Consider the following 16221-nt stretch of genomic DNA (forward strand, 5'->3'; position numbering starts at 1 on the left):
GTATCCCGTCATGCGGTCGTCGAGTTCGAAGCTCGCGCCTGCCAGGCCGCCGCGGTTCATCGACGAGAAGACGACCTTGTCGTCGAGGGCGCCGAGGAGGAGCAGATCGTCGAGAATGTCCGCAGTACCGAGAACGCCGTCGACTCCAGGATTGTCGAGAGCAGTGCGCAACCGGTCCAGCAGATCGGTACGACTGTTCATCGCTGTCGGCTTGCCGCCGACAGACAGCGCCCCACGCGCCGGATGATCGGCCGCGACGATCATGAGCCGGCCATTGCCTCGAACAGTGGCGCGAGGAGTTCGCGCTGCCCAGGCCTTTTCGATGATCTGCGGATCGCTCGCACGCAGTTCCGTCACTTCGGCGTAGGTGGTGGCGAGGGGGCGGGCGGCGAGCTTGTCAGACATTGACTGCCTCCGTGGCTGTGGCTTCGGCGAGATCGTGGACTTCTTCGGCGGTCGGCATCGCAGTGGAGCATTCGAGCCGAGATGCGACTATCGCGCCGGCCGCGTTGGCGTACCGCAGTACCTTCTCCAGCGGCCACCCGGCCAACAGTCCGTGGCACAGTGATCCGCCGAAGCTGTCGCCTGCTCCCAGCCCGTTGACCACGTCGACGGCGTTGGGCGGCACGGTGATCGACTGCTTTCGCGTTTTGCCGAGTACACCCTTCGGGCCCTGCTTCACGATGGCCAGTTCGACTCCGAGGTCGAGAAGCGCGTCGGCGGCCTTGTTCGGGTTGGTCTCACCGACAGCGATTTCGCACTCTTCACGATTCCCCACGGCTACTGTCACGTGCGCCAGAGCGCGCTGCACCTGAGTGGTTGCTTCTTGGGGCGTCGACCAGAACATCGGGCGGTAGTCCAGATCGAGGACCGTCAGCGGGCGTCGTTCGCGGGCTTCCCAGGCCGCGAAGTGTGCACTGCGACTCGGTTCTTCGGACAGCCCCGTCACAGTCGACCAGTAGAGGGACGCTGTTCGAACGGCGTCGAGGTCGATGTCTTCCGGGGTGATCCGAAGATCGGGCGCATGCGGCTTGCGGTAGAAGTACAGCGGAAAGTCGTCCGGAGGGAAGATCTCGCAGAACGTCACCGGTGTCGGGTACTCGGAATTGGTGACGACAAACCTGTTGTCGACGCCCAGACGTGCCAACTCGCGTGTGACGAACTTCCCGAAAGGATCGCTGCCTACGCCGGAGATCAGTGCTGCTCGCCGGCCGAGGCGCGCGGCCGCCACCGAGACATTGGCTGCGCTGCCGCCGAGGAACTTGCCGAACGTCTCGACGTCCTCGAGTCCGACACCGGTCTGAAGTGGGTAGATGTCCACACCCGATCGGCCGATGGCAAGCACGTCGAAGGGTGCGTCAGGGATGTGTGACCCGCTCTGGTGAGTGTTGATGCTTGTCAAGACTGACTCCCGAGAGTTCGTGGTGGGCTGCCCGCGCAGGGCACCGTTGTATGACTGAAACTGTGCGCCGCGACACAGCGATTGTCAATAGTTTGTCTGGACATTATGACTTGCGGTCAAGTGAATGTTAGTGTTCGCATACACTGCCGAGAGAAGTAGCGTCGATACGGCGCCTTCCCAAGACAGATCGGAGTTGGCCGTGGTCGCAGCACTCGCCGTCGAGTTGGACCGCTCGAGCCCGGTGCCGCTGTATTTTCAGCTGGCACAGGCAATCGAGGGCGCTATTCTCGGTGGCGAACTTGCCCCAGGTGATCGCTTCGAGAACGAACTGGCGTTGGCCAAACGGCTCAATCTCTCACGTCCGACCACTCGACGCGCGATCCAGGAACTGGTGGACAAGGGACTACTTGTTCGTAAGCGGGGAGTCGGAACTCAGGTGGTGCAAAGTCCGGTGCACCGCCCGGTCGAGCTCACCAGCCTGTTCGACGACCTTGCGAGGGCCGGCCAGGCGCCGACGACCAAGCTGCTCGAGTTCACGGTGGGAGTTCCCGCCGAGGGCGTTGCCGCGGAACTCAACCTCGAACCTGACGCCGAAGTGGCCACCATCAGGCGTCTGCGAAGCACCAACGGCGAACCGCTTGCCGTGATGACCAATTACATTCCGGTGGACATCGCACCCGATCCCGAGGAGTTGGAGACGCAGGGGCTGTACCAAACCTTGCGAACTCGCGGCGTTCACATCCGTGTGGCGCGGCAGCGAATCGGCGCTCGGGCGGCGACTCGCGAAGAAGCAGGATTGCTCGACGAGAAAGTGGGTGCTGCCCTCTTGACCATGAGCCGCACTGCATTTGACGATTCAGGTAGCGCCGTCGAGTACGGCAGCCACTGCTACCGAGCGTCGCGTTACTACTTCGACACCACCGTGGTCGACCGCTAGATCTCGATCCCGGTGACACGAGTACCCGCCTGACCGAGTCAGTGGGGGTGATTTGTGATCCCAGCATTTCTGCGATCCTTCGATCATTTGACCCGAACGGAGCCTCATGACAGGCATTTCAGTAGCAGTTGCCGGATTCGGATGGATGGGCCGCGTCCACACGCAGGCGTATCTGCGTCTGCGGCAGCACTATCCGCAGCTTCCCGTGATCCGCCTGGCCGCCGTCGCCGACGAGGTGCCGGGCCGAGGGGAGGAAGCAGCGGACCAGTTCGGTTTCGAAGCTTTCACCCAGGATTGGCGCGATATCGCAGCCGATCCGGCCATCGACACGGTGAGCATCACGGCCCCGAACTTCTTGCACCGTGAAATCGGCGTCGCAATGGCAGAGGCCGGCAAACACATCTGGATCGAGAAGCCCGTCGGCTTGTCCACGGAAGACGCCAAAGCTGGTGCCGTAGCAGTCTCGAAGGCCGGTGTGCAGTCGACCGTCGGCTTCAACTACCGAAACGCGCCGGCTGTGGCCCTGGCAAAGAGCCTGATCGACTCAGGGGAGTTGGGCACGATCACGCACTCGCGTTTTCGTTTCCTCAGCGACTATGCGGCCCACCCTGAAGGTGCTTTGAGTTGGCGATACGAGCGTGAGCGCGGCGGCGCCGGCGTCCTGGGCGACTTGGCTTCGCACGGCATCGATCTGATTCGTCATCTTCTCGGTGACGTCGACGCTCTCGTTGCGGATACTGCGATCTTCATCCCGGAGCGTGCGCGTCCGTCCGCCGCTACCAGTGGACATGCGCGGGCCAGCGGTGGGGAGATGGGGGCTGTCGAGAACGAAGACTTCGTCAGCGCACTTCTGCGCCTCGGGTCGGGTGGCCGGTGCACCCTCGAAGCATGCCGCGTCGCCGTGGGAGAGCAGAACAATTACGGATTCGAGATTCACGGCACGAAAGGTGCCGTGTTCTGGGACTACCGCCGGATGGGTGAACTGGGCACCAGCCTCGGCTCGAAGTACCAGGACCAATCCGTCACGACGGTTCTGGTCGGCCCCGAGTCCGGTGAGTTCGGCCGCTTCCAGCCTGGCGCGGCCAACGCGATGGGCTACGACGACCTGAAAGTGATCGAGGCTCGCAATTTCATCGCCTCGATCGTGGACGGAGCGCCGCAGGGCGCGACCATCGCTGATGCAGTCGCGTCCGCACAGGCTCTGGACGCGATGGTCGCCTCGGTGACCTCCGGCAGCTGGATTTCTCTCGGCTGATCGACAGCTCCTCCGAAAGGCTCTGGTGCAGTGACATTTCCCCGCGGACTGGCGCTGCTCGTGGCAGCAGCGCTGTTCATGGAGATGCTGGACGCGACGATTCTCGCAACGGCACTGCCGTCGATCGCCCAATCTTTCGGAGTTGATGCCGTCGACGTCAATGTCGCCGTTTCTTCGTACCTCCTGGTGTTGGCCGTCCTGATCCCGGCGAGCGGATGGATGGCCGACAGATTCGGAACGCGACGTGTCTTCATCTCTGCCATAGTCGTTTTCACGGTGGCGTCGGTGGGATGTGCACTGAGCACCTCCCTCCCGATGCTGGTGGGAATGCGTGCTTTACAAGGGGTAGGCGGCGCCATGATGGTGCCGGTGGGGCGGCTCGCAGTATTGCGGGTGACGTCGAAGGCGGAACTCGTACGGGCTATCGCCTACTTGACGTGGCCGGCGCTCACAGCGCCGGTTCTTGCGCCCGCTGTGGGTGGAGCCATCGTGTCGATCGCTTCGTGGCGCTGGATCTTTCTGATCAACGTTCCGATCGGGATCGTCGGGTTTCTGCTGGCGTTGCGCATGGTGCCCGACATTCGGGAGGCGCAGAAACGGAGCCTCGACTGGCTGGGATTGGTGGTGATCGGAGCAGGCGTCGCAGTGCTTGTCGTGGCGCTCGATAACGTGCACAGTGCCGGAACCGACTGGCTACGAGTGGGCCTCGGGATCGTTGCGGCTCTGATCTTGTTGAGCTTGGCCGTCATTCACCTCGTCCGGTCGGATCATCCGCTCATCGCGCTCGGCGTCCTCCGACTTCGATCGTTTCGGCTCGTCGCGTCGAGCGGCTCGCTGTACCGGCTCGTGATCATGGGCGTGCCGTTTGTGCTGCCGTTGTTGTTCCAAGTGGGATTCGAAATGTCGGCGTTCAAGGCCGGTCTGCTGGTGATGGCTCTGTTCGCGGGGAATATCGCGATCAAACCGCTCACCACTCCGCTCATGCGCAGGTTCGGGATCAGACTAGTTCTGGTGGGAAACGGAGTTCTGTCGGTGGTGTGCTTCGGTGCGCTGGTACTGATCTCGTCGACGACACCGGACGTCGTAATCGCTGTCGCACTGTTTGTCAGTGGCGCGTTGCGATCCATCGGGTTCACCGCGTACAACAGCTTGGCGTTCGCCGACGTCGACTCGGGTGAGCTGACCGATGCCAATACTCTGCATGCAACGCTGCAAGAGTTGGCGTCCGGTCTGGGTATTGCACTGTCCGCTTTGGTGATCACGCTCTGTACACCGTTGGCGGAGTCGGAGGATCTGAGCGGCGGAGTGCCGTTTTCTCTGACGCTGGGTGTTCTCGGGGCCATGCTGGTGCCGACGGTGATCGAGAGTTGGCGGCTCCCACGCGATACGGGTGCTGTGGTGTTGGTGCGCTGATGAAGCGTCTTCCGCCACTTTCATCATAACGCGGGACCCGGGGCTTGCGGCAAGGCCCCGGTGATGGTGCACACTCGTCTGCTGCGAGCAAGCAAAAGCCTTGCCCGAAGGAGGGGATCGCATGAGTGATGTCATCATTGTCGGTGCTGGACCAACTGGATTGATGCTGGCAGGTGAGCTCCGGCTGCAGGGCGTCGATGTCGTCGTCGTGGACAAGGACGAGGAGCCGACTCAGTTCGTCCGTGCCCTCGGTATCCATGTGCGCAGCATCGAAATCATGGAGCAGCGCGGGTTGCTGGACAAGTTCCTCGCGCACGGCCGCAAATATCCGCTCGGTGGATTCTTCGCGGGGATCAGCAAACCGGCACCGGCGCACCTCGATACTGCGCACGGGTACGTACTGGGCATTCCTCAGCCCGAGATCGACAGGATTCTTGCCGAACATGCCACCGAAGTCGGTGCGGACATTCAGCGAGGGAAGCGCGTCGTCGCGATCCGTCAAGATACCGATAGCGTCACAGCGGAATTGTCCGACGGCACAACACTTCACGCGCGTTATCTCGTGGGCTGCGACGGCGGCCGCAGCACTGTTCGGAAGCTGATCGACGTCGGGTTTCCCGGCGAGCCGTCGAGCGCCGACACGTTGATCGGCGAAATGGACGTGACCATGCCGGCTGATGAACTGGCCGCCGTTGTCGCCGAAATCCGGGAAACGCACAAACGATTCGGAGTCGGTCCCGCCGGCAATGGTGCTTTTCGCGTCGTGGTACCCGCGGCCGAAGTTGCCGACGGTCGCGCGGTTCCCACCACCCTCGACGACATCAAGCAACAGCTACTGGCCATTGCGGGCACCGACTTCGGTGTGCACTCACCGCGGTGGCTCTCGCGCTTCGGTGACGCCACCCGTCTGGCGGAGCACTACCGGCGTGACCGGGTGTTCCTCGCCGGCGATGCCGCACACATCCACCCACCGATGGGCGGACAAGGCCTCAATCTCGGTGTCCAAGATGCCTTCAACCTCGGCTGGAAGCTCGCCGCAGAGATTAACGGTTGGGCGCCGGAGAGCCTGCTCGACACGTACGAATCGGAACGGCGTCCGGTGGCTGCCGACGTTCTCGACAACACGCGCGCGCAGGCGGAGCTGATCTCCACCGCAGCCGGTCCACAAGCTGTGCGACGCTTGATCTCCGAGTTGATGGACTTCGAAGACGTCAAGCGTTATCTGACCGAGAAGATCACTGCGATCTCGATTCGCTACGACTTCGGCGAAGGTGACGACCTACTCGGTCGGAGGCTGCGGAACATCGCGTTGACGCGCGGCAACCTGTACGACCTGATGCGATCCGGCCGCGGACTTCTTCTCGACCAGGGTGGCCAACTGTCCGTCGATGGTTGGAGCGATCGCGCCGACCACATCGTTGACACAAGCACTGAATTGAACGCTCCGGCTGTCCTGCTTCGGCCGGACGGTCATGTGGCATGGGTCGGGGATTCGCAGGCGGAGTTGGATACTCAGCTGTCCATGTGGTTCGGCCGGCCAACGGCGTAGGGCTATCTGGTTCCACCTCTAAGCCGACTGGTCGCTTGACACGCCGGCCAATGGGCTGTGTATTGGTCCGATACTTCGTCGTGGTCGCGATAGAGCTGTTTGCGTTTGCGCGTTGGAAGTCGGTCGCCGAAGACAATGCCGTTGATGTGGTCAGTCTCGTGTTGGAAGCAGCGCCCGAGGGTGCCACCTGCAGTGATTTCGATCGAGTTGCCGTATTGATCGTTTCCGCGACAGGTGGAGAAGTCGGGTCGTGCGAGGTCAGTGTATGAACCGGGAAGGGACAGACAGCCTTCGCCGTAGTCGACTAGCTGCCGGTGGACTCCTTCAGGAAGGTCGACGACCGGATTGCAGACGACGCCGGTGCGTTGCGTCCCTACTTCGTCGGTGCAGTCGTAGATGAACACCGCGAGGTCGACGCCGATCTGTTGAGCTGCGAGTCCTGCGCCGTGTGCGGCGGTGTTGGTAGCGAACATGTCTGCCAGCAGATCTTGGAGATCGCTGCCGAATTCAGTCACTGGCCGAGCAGGCGCATGAAGGACAGGGGTGCCCCAGCGAATGATCGGTTGCGCGGTACCTAGGCGGAGAAGTTCGGAGACAGGCATGAGGTTCATGTTCCGCTCTGCTCCTGCCCAACGCAACGAGAGTGTTCGCGTTCGACCGTTGTGTTTCTCACTGCAGTACATTGCCGATTTACTCTCGGGCGTCGCGGACCGCTGTCTGAACATTGGATCTGGTGCAACTTTCACTCAGCTCGCTTGGCGGTCCCTTCGCCTCCACGCTGTCGAGCCTGACCTGGGTTGATGTGGAGTCGAACACCCTCGTAGGTGACTGTGTACGGCACGTCGTCGTCCGGGTCGCCGGAGTCCGCAGGGTCCGGTAGTTCCGCGATCTGTTCGATGACGGTCTGGGCTCGCGCAGCGCCGGGATCGAACATCTCCTGAAACGGCCCGACGAACGATCCGCCGAGTCCGCGGCGCTTCGCCCGGACAGCCGCCCACCCGAATACGGCCAACGGGCCGATCATGGCGAACAGCACTAACAAGTCCCACCCCATGCTTCGAGCGTACCGACCGACCGCCTTCAAACGGCATTTCGGCCATTCCGGACGGCGCATGGCCCAACATCAGTGCGAAAAACGCGCGGCTATTCGACACAGGGACTCCTTCGCTATGGTCAGGCCGTCCTGCCAAGTCTCCTCAGCTCATTCGTCTCTCGGACTGTGCCTTCAGTAGATCGGCCAGTCGATCAGGTGAGATCCGCTCGCGAACCGCCTCCGTCACGAGTTCGGCCTGCGTCTGAGGCGCGAGGCCGTCGATCGGTTGGTCTCGGTCCAGATTGGTCGGGAAGGCGTAGCCCTCGGCCGAGGCGGCGACGGCGCACCGAACTGCCTCGTCGGACCCCGCCTCGCTGAGAGCGAGCAGTGCAGGATAGATCGCGTTGACGAGTGCCTCCCGGTCGATGGTTCCGAGGGCTCGACCGAAGGCCGACGACACCTGGAGAAGATTTGCCATACGCAGGACGTCCGCGGACTTGTTGTGGCCGGCGGCGTGGAATAGTGCTGGGTTGAAGAAGACGGCATCTCCCTTCTTCAAAGGTAATTGGACGTAGTTGGCTTCGAAGAACTCCTTGAACTCGGGACGCTCGAACGCGAGGTATCCGGATTCGTATTGCTGGGAGTACGGCAGATACTTCGTCGGGCCCGTTTCGGCAGGCATATCCACGTGGGCGACGGCACCTTGCAGGGTGAGGGCCGGGGTCAATCGGTGAACATGCGCCCGAAACTTTGCGGCTACGTCGCTCGACATGAAGCCGAGGTGGTAGTCGCGATGTGGATTCTGTGCGGCGCCACCGGGATTGACGACGTTGACGTCTGACGTCACCTGATACATGGGGCCGAGCCAGGCTTCCGAAGCTAAAGCGACAATGCTGTTTGCGTAGTAGTCGACGTAAGCCTTGGGATCTTCGAGCGCCAACTTCAGTTGTGCTCCCCAGATCCGGTCATTGGCTCCGGGTTTGGCGAAGTGATCCCCGGACGTCGCGCCGGATTCGTGTTGGCGCGCAATGAGTTCACGGAAGACCGCACTGGCGCGATCCAATACCTCCGCGTCGAACGCGCCTTGGAAGACCGTGATGCCTGGACCGGTGAGTAACGCGCGGGCGATCTCGTCCTGAATCTCCGCCCGGATTTCAGGATTCGACAATTTGTCGACCAGAGCATCCGAGCGGTAGAGAAGAACGCCGTCGGCCACCGAATGGGCGTACGGGTAATCGGCGGGGTCTGTCTCGTGTGCGACCAGAGCGGCGAAGTCTTCGATGTTGCAATCTTCTCGGTGCAACCTACCCGCGGACGGCACGGTGTTGTCGGTCAGTGCTCGAGTCATTCGGGGACCTTTCCTGCAGTGTTCAAGATGCGCTGTACCTCAAAGACTGCCAAGGAGAAGCCATCGAAACTACCCCCGAAATCCATCAAAAAGACCTCAGAATTCTTCGCTCAATAGCTTGATCCAGTTCCAATTTAGCTGGACAACATAATGTCCTTACATATTTCGAGATTCGACTCTACAGTTCGAGGCATGACAACTTCTACTGTTCTGGAACTTCCTCGCACCCGGGTTGCCGATCCGATCGACGCCCCGACTTTGTGCTGGGGGATCCTCGGTCCCGGCTGGATTGCACAGTGCTTCGTGGAATCCCTGCAGACCGATACAGCTCAAGAGGTGGCGGCAGTTGCTTCGCGCGGACTGGCCCGAGCTCAGGCCTTCGCGGACCAATGGGGGATCCGATGCGCTCACGGTAGCTACGGCGCTTTGCTTGCGTCCGAGGAGGTGGACGTCGTCTACGTTGCAACGCCGCACACAGCCCATTTCGATTGTGCGATGGCTGCATTGGATCACGGCAAGCATGTCGTGATCGAAAAACCGCTTGCCTTGAACGGTGCACAGGGGCGTGCCATTCGAGAGAGGGCAACGGCGCTCGGACTGTTCTGTATGGAAGCGATGTGGACGTCGTTCTTGCCCAAGTTCGACGTGATCGACCAGATCATCGAGGCTGGATTTCTGGGAACCATACGTACGGTTCTGGCAGATCACGGTGAACGGTTCGAGACCGATCACCGTATTTACGATCCGGCGCTCGCGGGCGGGCCGCTTCTCGACCTCGGGACCTATCCGGTCAGTCTTGCGCATCGCGTACTAGGTGTTCCGAGTTCGGTTCTCGCTCTCGGCCAACCGGCCAACCACCAAGTGAACGGCCAGATTTCCGCGGTGCTCTCGTGGTCCGGTGTAGCTCAGGCCAGTCTGAGCACCACCATCCTCGCTGACACGCCCAACACCGCGTCGATCTGCGGTGACAAGGGGATGATCATTCTGGACTCGACGTTCTACCGCCCCGGGTCCTTTACGGTCCGGCTCGGAGACGGAAGATCTGCGCGCTACGACGACCCGGTCGACGGATACGTCGGAGGTCTCGCGTTCGAGGCGGCCGAGGCGGCGCGGCGGATCACCGCCGGGGATATCGAGTCGCCGGTCCATCCGCTCGACGCGGCCATTGCGACGCTCGACATCCTCGACGAGATCCGCCGTCAGGTAGGGATCACGTTCCCGGGGGAGGCCTAGAGTGTGAAGGCGTTCCGGAAAGCAGTGAGTGCGGTGTCACTGTCTCCGGATGCCCAGCCCTCCAATCCGATCGTGCCGGTGTAACCCTGCTCGGCGAGAACGCGTGCGATGGCTGGGTAGTTGATCTCGCCGGTTCCGGGTTCGCATCGGCCGGGTACGTCGGCCACCTGAATCTCGCCGATGTTGTCACCACAACGCCGCACGAGTTCGATGAGGTTTCCTTCGCCGATCTGTGCGTGGTAGAGGTCGAGCATCATCTTGAGGTTGGGGTGTGAGACGGATTCCACCAGTGCCAGAGTGTCTTTGGCTCTGGCCATCGGTACGCCAGGGTGATCGACGATCGTATTGAGATTCTCGAGGCAGAAGACGACTCCGGCGTCTTCACCCAGTCGCGCGATCTTCTCGAGAGCGCGTTGGGCCGTCAGCCACATCGCTCCCGTAGTTCGATACTGCGGGCGCGCGGCCTGTCCGTCGATCAGCTCGCCGGTATGGAAGTTCAGCCGAGGAACGCCGAGTTTCGCTGCCGGCGTGAGGCATAGCGCCGCTGTACGTACGAGTTCGGCGCTGCCCGCTTCGTCGAACAAATCGCCGTGAAGATAGCCGGTCATCGAGGAGAACCGAGCCCCGGTGGCGACCAGAGCATCGAGGTCCTTGTCTTGCCAACTCCAGATCTCGGCTGCGAACCCCGCCTCCGAGATCCGCCGAATGCGTTCGACGACAGGGAGTTCGGTGAACGTCATCTCGGCAGAGACTGCCAAATCGAAGGGGCTCACTGCGGCACCGACAGCAGCGATACGGGCAGTCCGGTTTCCACGGATTCTTTTGCAGCCAGTGCGATTTCCAGGGCGTTGCGAGCATCGAGACCGTCGACCGACGGCGCGCTGCCGGAGCGGATGCAGTCTGCGAAGTGCGCTAGCTGGGCAACATAGGCGTCGTGAAACAGTTCGATGTTCACCCGAGGTGTGTCGGCCCGAACGCCCGGTGAGCTGTAATGACGCATCGCGGTCCGCGTGACCTCGCCTGCACTCACCATTCCACCGGAACCGAAAACCTCGCCGCGAACGTCGTAACCGTAGGTGGCCTGGAAGTTGGCCTCGGCCGACGCGAAGGCGCCGTTGTCGAACCGCAACTGAACCATCGACGTATCGAGGTACCCCTGCTCCTTGTACTGCGGATGGACGAGAGCATCGGCCTGCGCGAACACCTCGACGACGCGTGCCCCCGGGTTGAGCCAGAGCAGGGCGTCGAAGTCGTGAATCAGTGTCTCGTTGAAGATCGTCCACGGCTTGACTCGAGAGGCGACGTCGGCGGTGATTCCCGGATCGCGAGTCAGAGAGCGAAGTAGCTGCGGTGTCCCGATCCCACCGGAGGTGATCACGTCGTGTGCCGCGGCGAAGTCGGCGGCGAAGCGCCGGTTGAAACCGACCTGCAGCGCAACATTGTTCGCGGCGCATGCGCCGATTGCGCGATCGGCGTCCTCGAGTGTCAAAGCCATCGGCTTTTCGCAGAAGACATGCTTGCCGGCCTCCGCTACTGCTACCACGAGATCGGTGTGAGTTGATGCGGGCGTACTGATGAGCACCGCTTCGACGGTCGGATCGGCAATCAGCTCAAGGGCGTCGGTGTACGCGCGGGCGTCGGGACTGACACGTTCGATCAACGACGCCGCAGCGCCGGGCGCAGGATCGGCGACGGCGACGAGACGGGTGCCGGGGATACGCAGCGCGACGGACTCGCCGTGGAAACGGCCGATCCATCCAGCGCCGATCAGACCGACTGCAACAGAGGCAGACATGGGGGCTCCGTTCGGAGTGAGGATGAGGAACTAGATCGTTCTAGTCGTGTCAGTAAAGCGCTGGTTGCCTCGTGCGTCAACGTTTCGGCGTGTATTCGCTGGAACGATCTAGTCTGTGGAGGTGAACAGTCGACGCCCCACCTTGCAAGACGTAGCAGACCTGGCCGGTGTGTCACGCGCACTGGTGTCCATCGTCATTCGTGATGTCCCGGGTGCCAGCGATGCGACGCGGGTACGGGTCAAGGCGGCCGCGGACGAACTCGGCTATCGACCCGACAACGCGGCGCGACTGCTGCGCCAGCATCGCAGCCGCCTGATCGGTGTCAGTTATGTTGCCGCGCAAACCTTTCACGCGGAGCTGCTCGACGAGATCTACGACGCAGCCGAACGCTTGCGCTACGACGTCGTTCTCAGCGCCGTCTCGGACCGCAGGCCTGGCTCGCGCGCCGTGCGCACCCTGCTCGACGACCGATGCGAGGCGATCTTGCTGTTGGGTTCGCAGGCGCCGGAATCGGAGATCGTCGACCTGGCGGCCAAGGTTCCCGTCGTCGTGCTCGCCCGGAAGATGCCCTCAGCACAGGTGGACGTTGTCCGCACGGACGACGAGGCGGGCGCCGTGATGGCCGTGAATCATCTCGTCGGACTCGGGCACCGCTCGATTGTCCATGTCGACGGCGGACGCGGTCCGGGCGCCCAGGAGAGGCGTCAGGGCTACCGGAAGGCCATGCGGGCGGCCGGACTGGAATCGCGGATACTTCCCGGCGGCCTCACGGAGGAGTTCGGCGCGGACGCCGCGCGGTCGATGGTCGAACAAGGGATTCCCGGTGCGGTCTTCGCTTTCAATGATCGTTGCGCGCTAGGAGTCCTGGACGTCTTCTTGCGTGCGGGAGTCTCGGTGCCCGGCGACGTCTCCGTGATCGGATTCGACAACAGTGCATTGGCAGGTTTGGCGCACATCGATCTGACCAGTGTCGGGCAGGACACGGCGTTTCTGGGTGGCGCCGCGGTGGAGCGAATCTCCGAACGCCTCGACGGCGGAAGTGGACTCTTGGGCAGGGACATAGTCGCGCAACCACAACTTGTAGTTCGAGGTTCAACTGGACTCGTAGGGCGTTGACCTGGTTTTTCGACCTAAACTCGTTTGTCCGGTCTTTGATAAGCAGTCCTAATGTCAGAACAAACTATTGACATTCGACTGTGACGGGTATTACATCTTTCACATACAACCGAGCACCATCCGTTCGCGGGCCGTTGGTTGATGTCGAGAGGGAGTTCACATGTCGTTTCTCACGGGACGCAAGAGCGTTGCCGTACTGGCCGGAGCCTCAGTCGTGGTCTTGGGTCTGGCCGCCTGTTCCAGCACCGGCGGTAAGCCGGATTCTTCCGGATCCGGAATGGGCGCGGGTACGGCGGACACGCCCCGCGCCACCATTGCGATGATCACCCACGAAGTTCCCGGTGACACGTTCTGGGATCTGGTGCGCAAGGGCGCCGAAACCGCAGCGGCCAAGGACAACATCGAACTTCGGTACTCCGCCGATCCCGAGGCGCCGAATCAGGCCAACTTGGTTCAGAGTGCGATCGACAGCAAGGTCGACGGGATCGCCGTCACCCTCGCGAAGCCCGACGCCATGGTTGCCGCGGTCCAAAGTGCCACCGCCGCGGGCATTCCGGTGGTCGCCCTCAACTCGGGCCTCGAAACCTGGAAGGACATGGGCGTCAAGGAGTACTTCGGTCAGGACGAGTCGATTGCCGGTGAAGCTGCCGGCGAGCGACTCAACACCGAAGGTGCCACCAAGGTGCTGTGCGTGATTCAGGAGCAGGGCAACGTGAGCCTCGAATCACGGTGCGCCGGTGTGAAGAAGTCGTTCAAGGGAACGACGGAGATTCTCAACGTCAACGGCAAGGACATGCCGTCGGTGGAGTCGACCATCACCGCGAAACTTCAACAGGACCCGGCAATCGATCGAGTTCTCGCGCTCGGTGCGCCGTTCGCATTGACGTCCGTGACGTCGGTCGGCAATGCGGGCAGCAAGGCGAAGGTCGTCACCTTCGACACCAACGCGGCGCTCGTCGACGCCATCAAATCCGGTGACGTGCAGTGGGCAGTGGACCAGCAACCCTTCCTGCAGGGCTACCTCGCCATCGATTCGCTGTGGCTTTACCTCAACAACGGCAACGTGATCGGTGGTGGCTTGCCCACCCTGACCGGACCCGCGTTCATCGACAACACCAACATCGACTCGGTCGCCGAGTACGCCAAGAACGGAACTCGCTGATCCGGGCGCACGGAGGGCTGAGAGTCCGCCCTCCGTGCGCCTGTCCAGCACGGAAGGGAAATCATGTCCACTCAGGCAGATCTCGACCTTGCCGCCCATAAAGTCGTGACCGATGAACGGGTGAAGGAGCAAAAGCGCATTCAGCGTCTGCTGCTCCGCCCGGAGATGGGTTCACTTGTCGGCGCCATCGCCATCTTCATCTTCTTCTGTATCGTCGCGGCACCGTTCCGTACGCCGGAAGCGCTTGCGACAGTGCTCTACTCCAGCTCCACGATCGGCATCATGGCGTGCGCGGTCGCCCTGCTCATGATCGGCGGCGAGTTCGACCTCTCCGCCGGCGTCGCAGTCACCACGTCCTCGCTCGCCGCGTCGATGATCGCCTACAACCTGCACCTCAACCTTTGGGTGGGCGCGATTCTGGCGCTGGTCGTCTCGCTCGCCGTCGGATTCTTCAACGGCTACCTCGTCATGAAGACGAAGATTCCCAGCTTCCTCATCACCTTGAGTTCTTTCCTGATGTTGACCGGTATCAACCTGGCCGTCACCAAGCTCGTGAGTGGTCAGGTGGCCACACCCAGCGTCTCCGACATGGCTGGATTCGATTCCGCCAAAAAGGTATTCGCGTCGTCGTTCTCGGTCTTCGGGGTGTCCGTCAAGATCACGGTCGTGTGGTGGCTGCTGTTCACCGCGATTGCAACATTTGTTTTGTTCAAGACCAAGATCGGCAACTGGATCTTCGCGGTCGGCGGCAATCAGGACAGTGCCCGCGCGATCGGTGTGCCGGTGACCGCAGTCAAGATCGGTTTGTTCATGACCGTCGGCTTTGCTGCCTGGTTCGTGGGCATGCATCTGCTGTTCTCGTTCAACACCGTTCAGTCCGGTCAGGGTGTCGGTAACGAGTTCCTGTACATCATCGCCGCAGTCATCGGCGGTTGCCTGCTCACCGGTGGTTACGGAACCGCGATCGGCGCTGCGATCGGCGCATTCATCTTCGGTATGACCAACCAGGGCATCGTCTACGCAGGCTGGAACCCGGACTGGTTCAAGTTCTTCCTCGGCGCCATGCTGCTGTTCGCGGTCATCGCCAACAACGCATTCCGCAACTACGCTGCGAAAAGGTGACACATGAGTACCACAGCTGAAGTTCCCGCTCTCTCGAACTCGGGCGGCAACGTGCCACTGATCGAGCTCAAGGACGTCGGTAAGCAATACGGAAACATCATCGCGCTCAAGGGAATCAACCTGCGCGTCGGTGCGGGTGAAGTAACGGGCGTGCTCGGTGACAACGGCGCAGGCAAGTCCACGCTGATCAAGATCATCGCCGGTCTGCACCAACAGAGCGAAGGTGAACTACTCGTCGACGGTGAACCGACAACGTTCCACTCGCCGAAAGAAGCTCTCGGCAAAGGCATCGCGACGGTCTATCAGGACCTCGCCGTCGTTGCGTTGATGCCGGTGTGGCGCAACTTCTTCCTCGGGCAGGAACTGCGCAAGGGTGGTCTGATCAAGTCGCTCGACGCCAACGCCATGCGCGCGACGACTCTTTCGGAACTGTCGAAGATGGGCATCGAACTACCTGACGTCGACGCACCGATCGGTAGTCTCTCGGGCGGTCAGCGTCAGTGTGTTGCCATCGCCCGCGCCATCTTCTTCGGCGCGCGCGTGCTGATTCTCGACGAGCCGACAGCAGCGCTCGGCGTCAAGCAGTCGGGAATGGTGTTGCGCTACATCACCGCTGCCAAGGAACAGGGATTCGGCGTCATCTTCATCACGCACAATCCGCACCACGCGTACATGGTCGGCGATCACTTCGTGCTCCTCAACCGAGGCAGGCAGAAGCTCGACGCCAAGTACGACGACATCTCACTCGAAGAACTGACCAAGGAGATGGCGGGCGGTGACGAGCTCGAGACGCTGACCCACGAGCTTCGCCGCTAGATCAAAACCTCGCGACTACAGCCTCGGTTCGAATCGAAC

The 16221-nt window shown here is 61.8% G+C and carries 16 protein-coding genes; 9 read left to right on the plus strand and 7 right to left on the minus strand.

Features of this window, described 5'->3' with window-relative positions; translation table 11 throughout:
* Both QM609_RS21495 and iolC read right to left on the minus strand, forming a co-directional pair.
* Positions 1-405, minus strand: a 405-nt coding sequence (locus QM609_RS21495) for a Cgl0159 family (beta/alpha)8-fold protein (RefSeq protein WP_502942723.1), incomplete at its 3' end; no start/stop codon positions are given.
* A complete protein-coding gene (gene iolC / locus QM609_RS21500; protein WP_172933431.1) occupies positions 398-1402 on the minus strand; it encodes a 5-dehydro-2-deoxygluconokinase in 1005 nt (334 codons plus the stop codon). The genes QM609_RS21495 and iolC, both read right to left, overlap by 8 nt.
* 199 nt (positions 1403-1601) lie before the next feature.
* Between iolC and QM609_RS21505 the strand changes: the two genes are divergently transcribed.
* The 4 genes from QM609_RS21505 to iri all read left to right on the plus strand — a co-directional run bounded on the left by QM609_RS21505 (position 1602) and on the right by iri (position 6556).
* The gene (locus QM609_RS21505) at positions 1602-2339 is read left to right on the plus strand and encodes a GntR family transcriptional regulator (protein ID WP_050654863.1); all 738 of its coding nucleotides are present in this window, start codon (positions 1602-1604) and stop codon (positions 2337-2339) included.
* A 106-nt stretch (positions 2340-2445) separates the two neighbouring features.
* A complete protein-coding gene (locus QM609_RS21510; protein WP_050654864.1) occupies positions 2446-3594 on the plus strand; it encodes a Gfo/Idh/MocA family protein in 1149 nt (382 codons plus the stop codon).
* 30 nt (positions 3595-3624) lie between these two features.
* The gene (locus QM609_RS21515; RefSeq protein WP_021332508.1) at positions 3625-5007 is read left to right on the plus strand and encodes an MFS transporter; all 1383 of its coding nucleotides are present in this window, start codon (positions 3625-3627) and stop codon (positions 5005-5007) included.
* A 121-nt stretch (positions 5008-5128) separates the two neighbouring features.
* A complete protein-coding gene (gene iri / locus QM609_RS21520; RefSeq protein WP_050654865.1) occupies positions 5129-6556 on the plus strand; it encodes a rifampin monooxygenase Iri in 1428 nt (475 codons plus the stop codon).
* Positions 6557-6558: 2 nt separating this feature from the next.
* On the opposite strand, the gene def is transcribed toward iri, so the two are convergent.
* The 3 genes from def to QM609_RS21535 all read right to left on the minus strand — a co-directional run bounded on the left by def (position 6559) and on the right by QM609_RS21535 (position 8937).
* Positions 6559-7167 (minus strand): peptide deformylase, encoded by a 609-nt coding sequence (def, locus tag QM609_RS21525; protein WP_228232563.1) that lies wholly within the window; start codon positions 7165-7167, stop codon positions 6559-6561.
* A 131-nt stretch (positions 7168-7298) separates the two neighbouring features.
* The gene (locus tag QM609_RS21530) at positions 7299-7610 is read right to left on the minus strand and encodes a hypothetical protein (protein WP_050654913.1); all 312 of its coding nucleotides are present in this window, start codon (positions 7608-7610) and stop codon (positions 7299-7301) included.
* Between the two features lie 142 nt (positions 7611-7752).
* Positions 7753-8937 carry a phytanoyl-CoA dioxygenase family protein gene (locus QM609_RS21535; protein ID WP_050654866.1) on the minus strand — a complete coding sequence of 395 codons (1185 nt, stop codon included), beginning with the start codon at positions 8935-8937 and terminating at the stop codon, positions 7753-7755.
* Between the two features lie 192 nt (positions 8938-9129).
* On the opposite strand from QM609_RS21535, the gene QM609_RS21540 reads away from it, so the two are divergent.
* On the plus strand, positions 9130-10170 hold the full coding sequence (locus QM609_RS21540; RefSeq protein WP_050654867.1) for a Gfo/Idh/MocA family protein: 1041 nt from the start codon (positions 9130-9132) through the stop codon (positions 10168-10170).
* Here QM609_RS21540 and QM609_RS21545 read toward each other — a convergent pair.
* On the minus strand, positions 10167-10943 hold the full coding sequence (locus QM609_RS21545) for a TIM barrel protein (protein ID WP_080726629.1): 777 nt from the start codon (positions 10941-10943) through the stop codon (positions 10167-10169). The two genes, QM609_RS21540 and QM609_RS21545, sit on opposite strands and share 4 nt — an antisense overlap.
* The gene (locus tag QM609_RS21550; protein WP_050654868.1) at positions 10940-11965 is read right to left on the minus strand and encodes a Gfo/Idh/MocA family oxidoreductase; all 1026 of its coding nucleotides are present in this window, start codon (positions 11963-11965) and stop codon (positions 10940-10942) included. Before QM609_RS21550 ends, QM609_RS21545 begins: the two co-directional genes overlap by 4 nt.
* 115 nt (positions 11966-12080) lie before the next feature.
* Here QM609_RS21550 and QM609_RS21555 point away from each other — a divergent pair, with 115 nt between their 5' ends.
* From QM609_RS21555 to QM609_RS21570, 4 genes are all read left to right on the plus strand, one after another.
* Positions 12081-13082, plus strand: a complete 1002-nt coding sequence (locus tag QM609_RS21555) for a LacI family DNA-binding transcriptional regulator (RefSeq protein WP_030535068.1) — start codon at positions 12081-12083, stop codon at positions 13080-13082.
* Positions 13083-13242: 160 nt separating this feature from the next.
* A complete protein-coding gene (locus tag QM609_RS21560) occupies positions 13243-14244 on the plus strand; it encodes a substrate-binding domain-containing protein (protein WP_007727338.1) in 1002 nt (333 codons plus the stop codon).
* Between the two features lie 63 nt (positions 14245-14307).
* Positions 14308-15366, plus strand: a complete 1059-nt coding sequence (locus QM609_RS21565) for an ABC transporter permease (protein WP_003940759.1) — start codon at positions 14308-14310, stop codon at positions 15364-15366.
* 3 nt (positions 15367-15369) lie between these two features.
* Entirely contained in the window at positions 15370-16182 is an 813-nt protein-coding gene (locus tag QM609_RS21570) for an ATP-binding cassette domain-containing protein (RefSeq protein ID WP_007727336.1), read from the plus strand.
* Positions 16183-16221: the final 39 nt, after the last annotated feature.

This window comes from Rhodococcus sp. IEGM 1302, assembly GCF_030056935.1.
Lineage (GTDB): Bacteria > Actinomycetota > Actinomycetes > Mycobacteriales > Mycobacteriaceae > Rhodococcus_F > Rhodococcus_F qingshengii.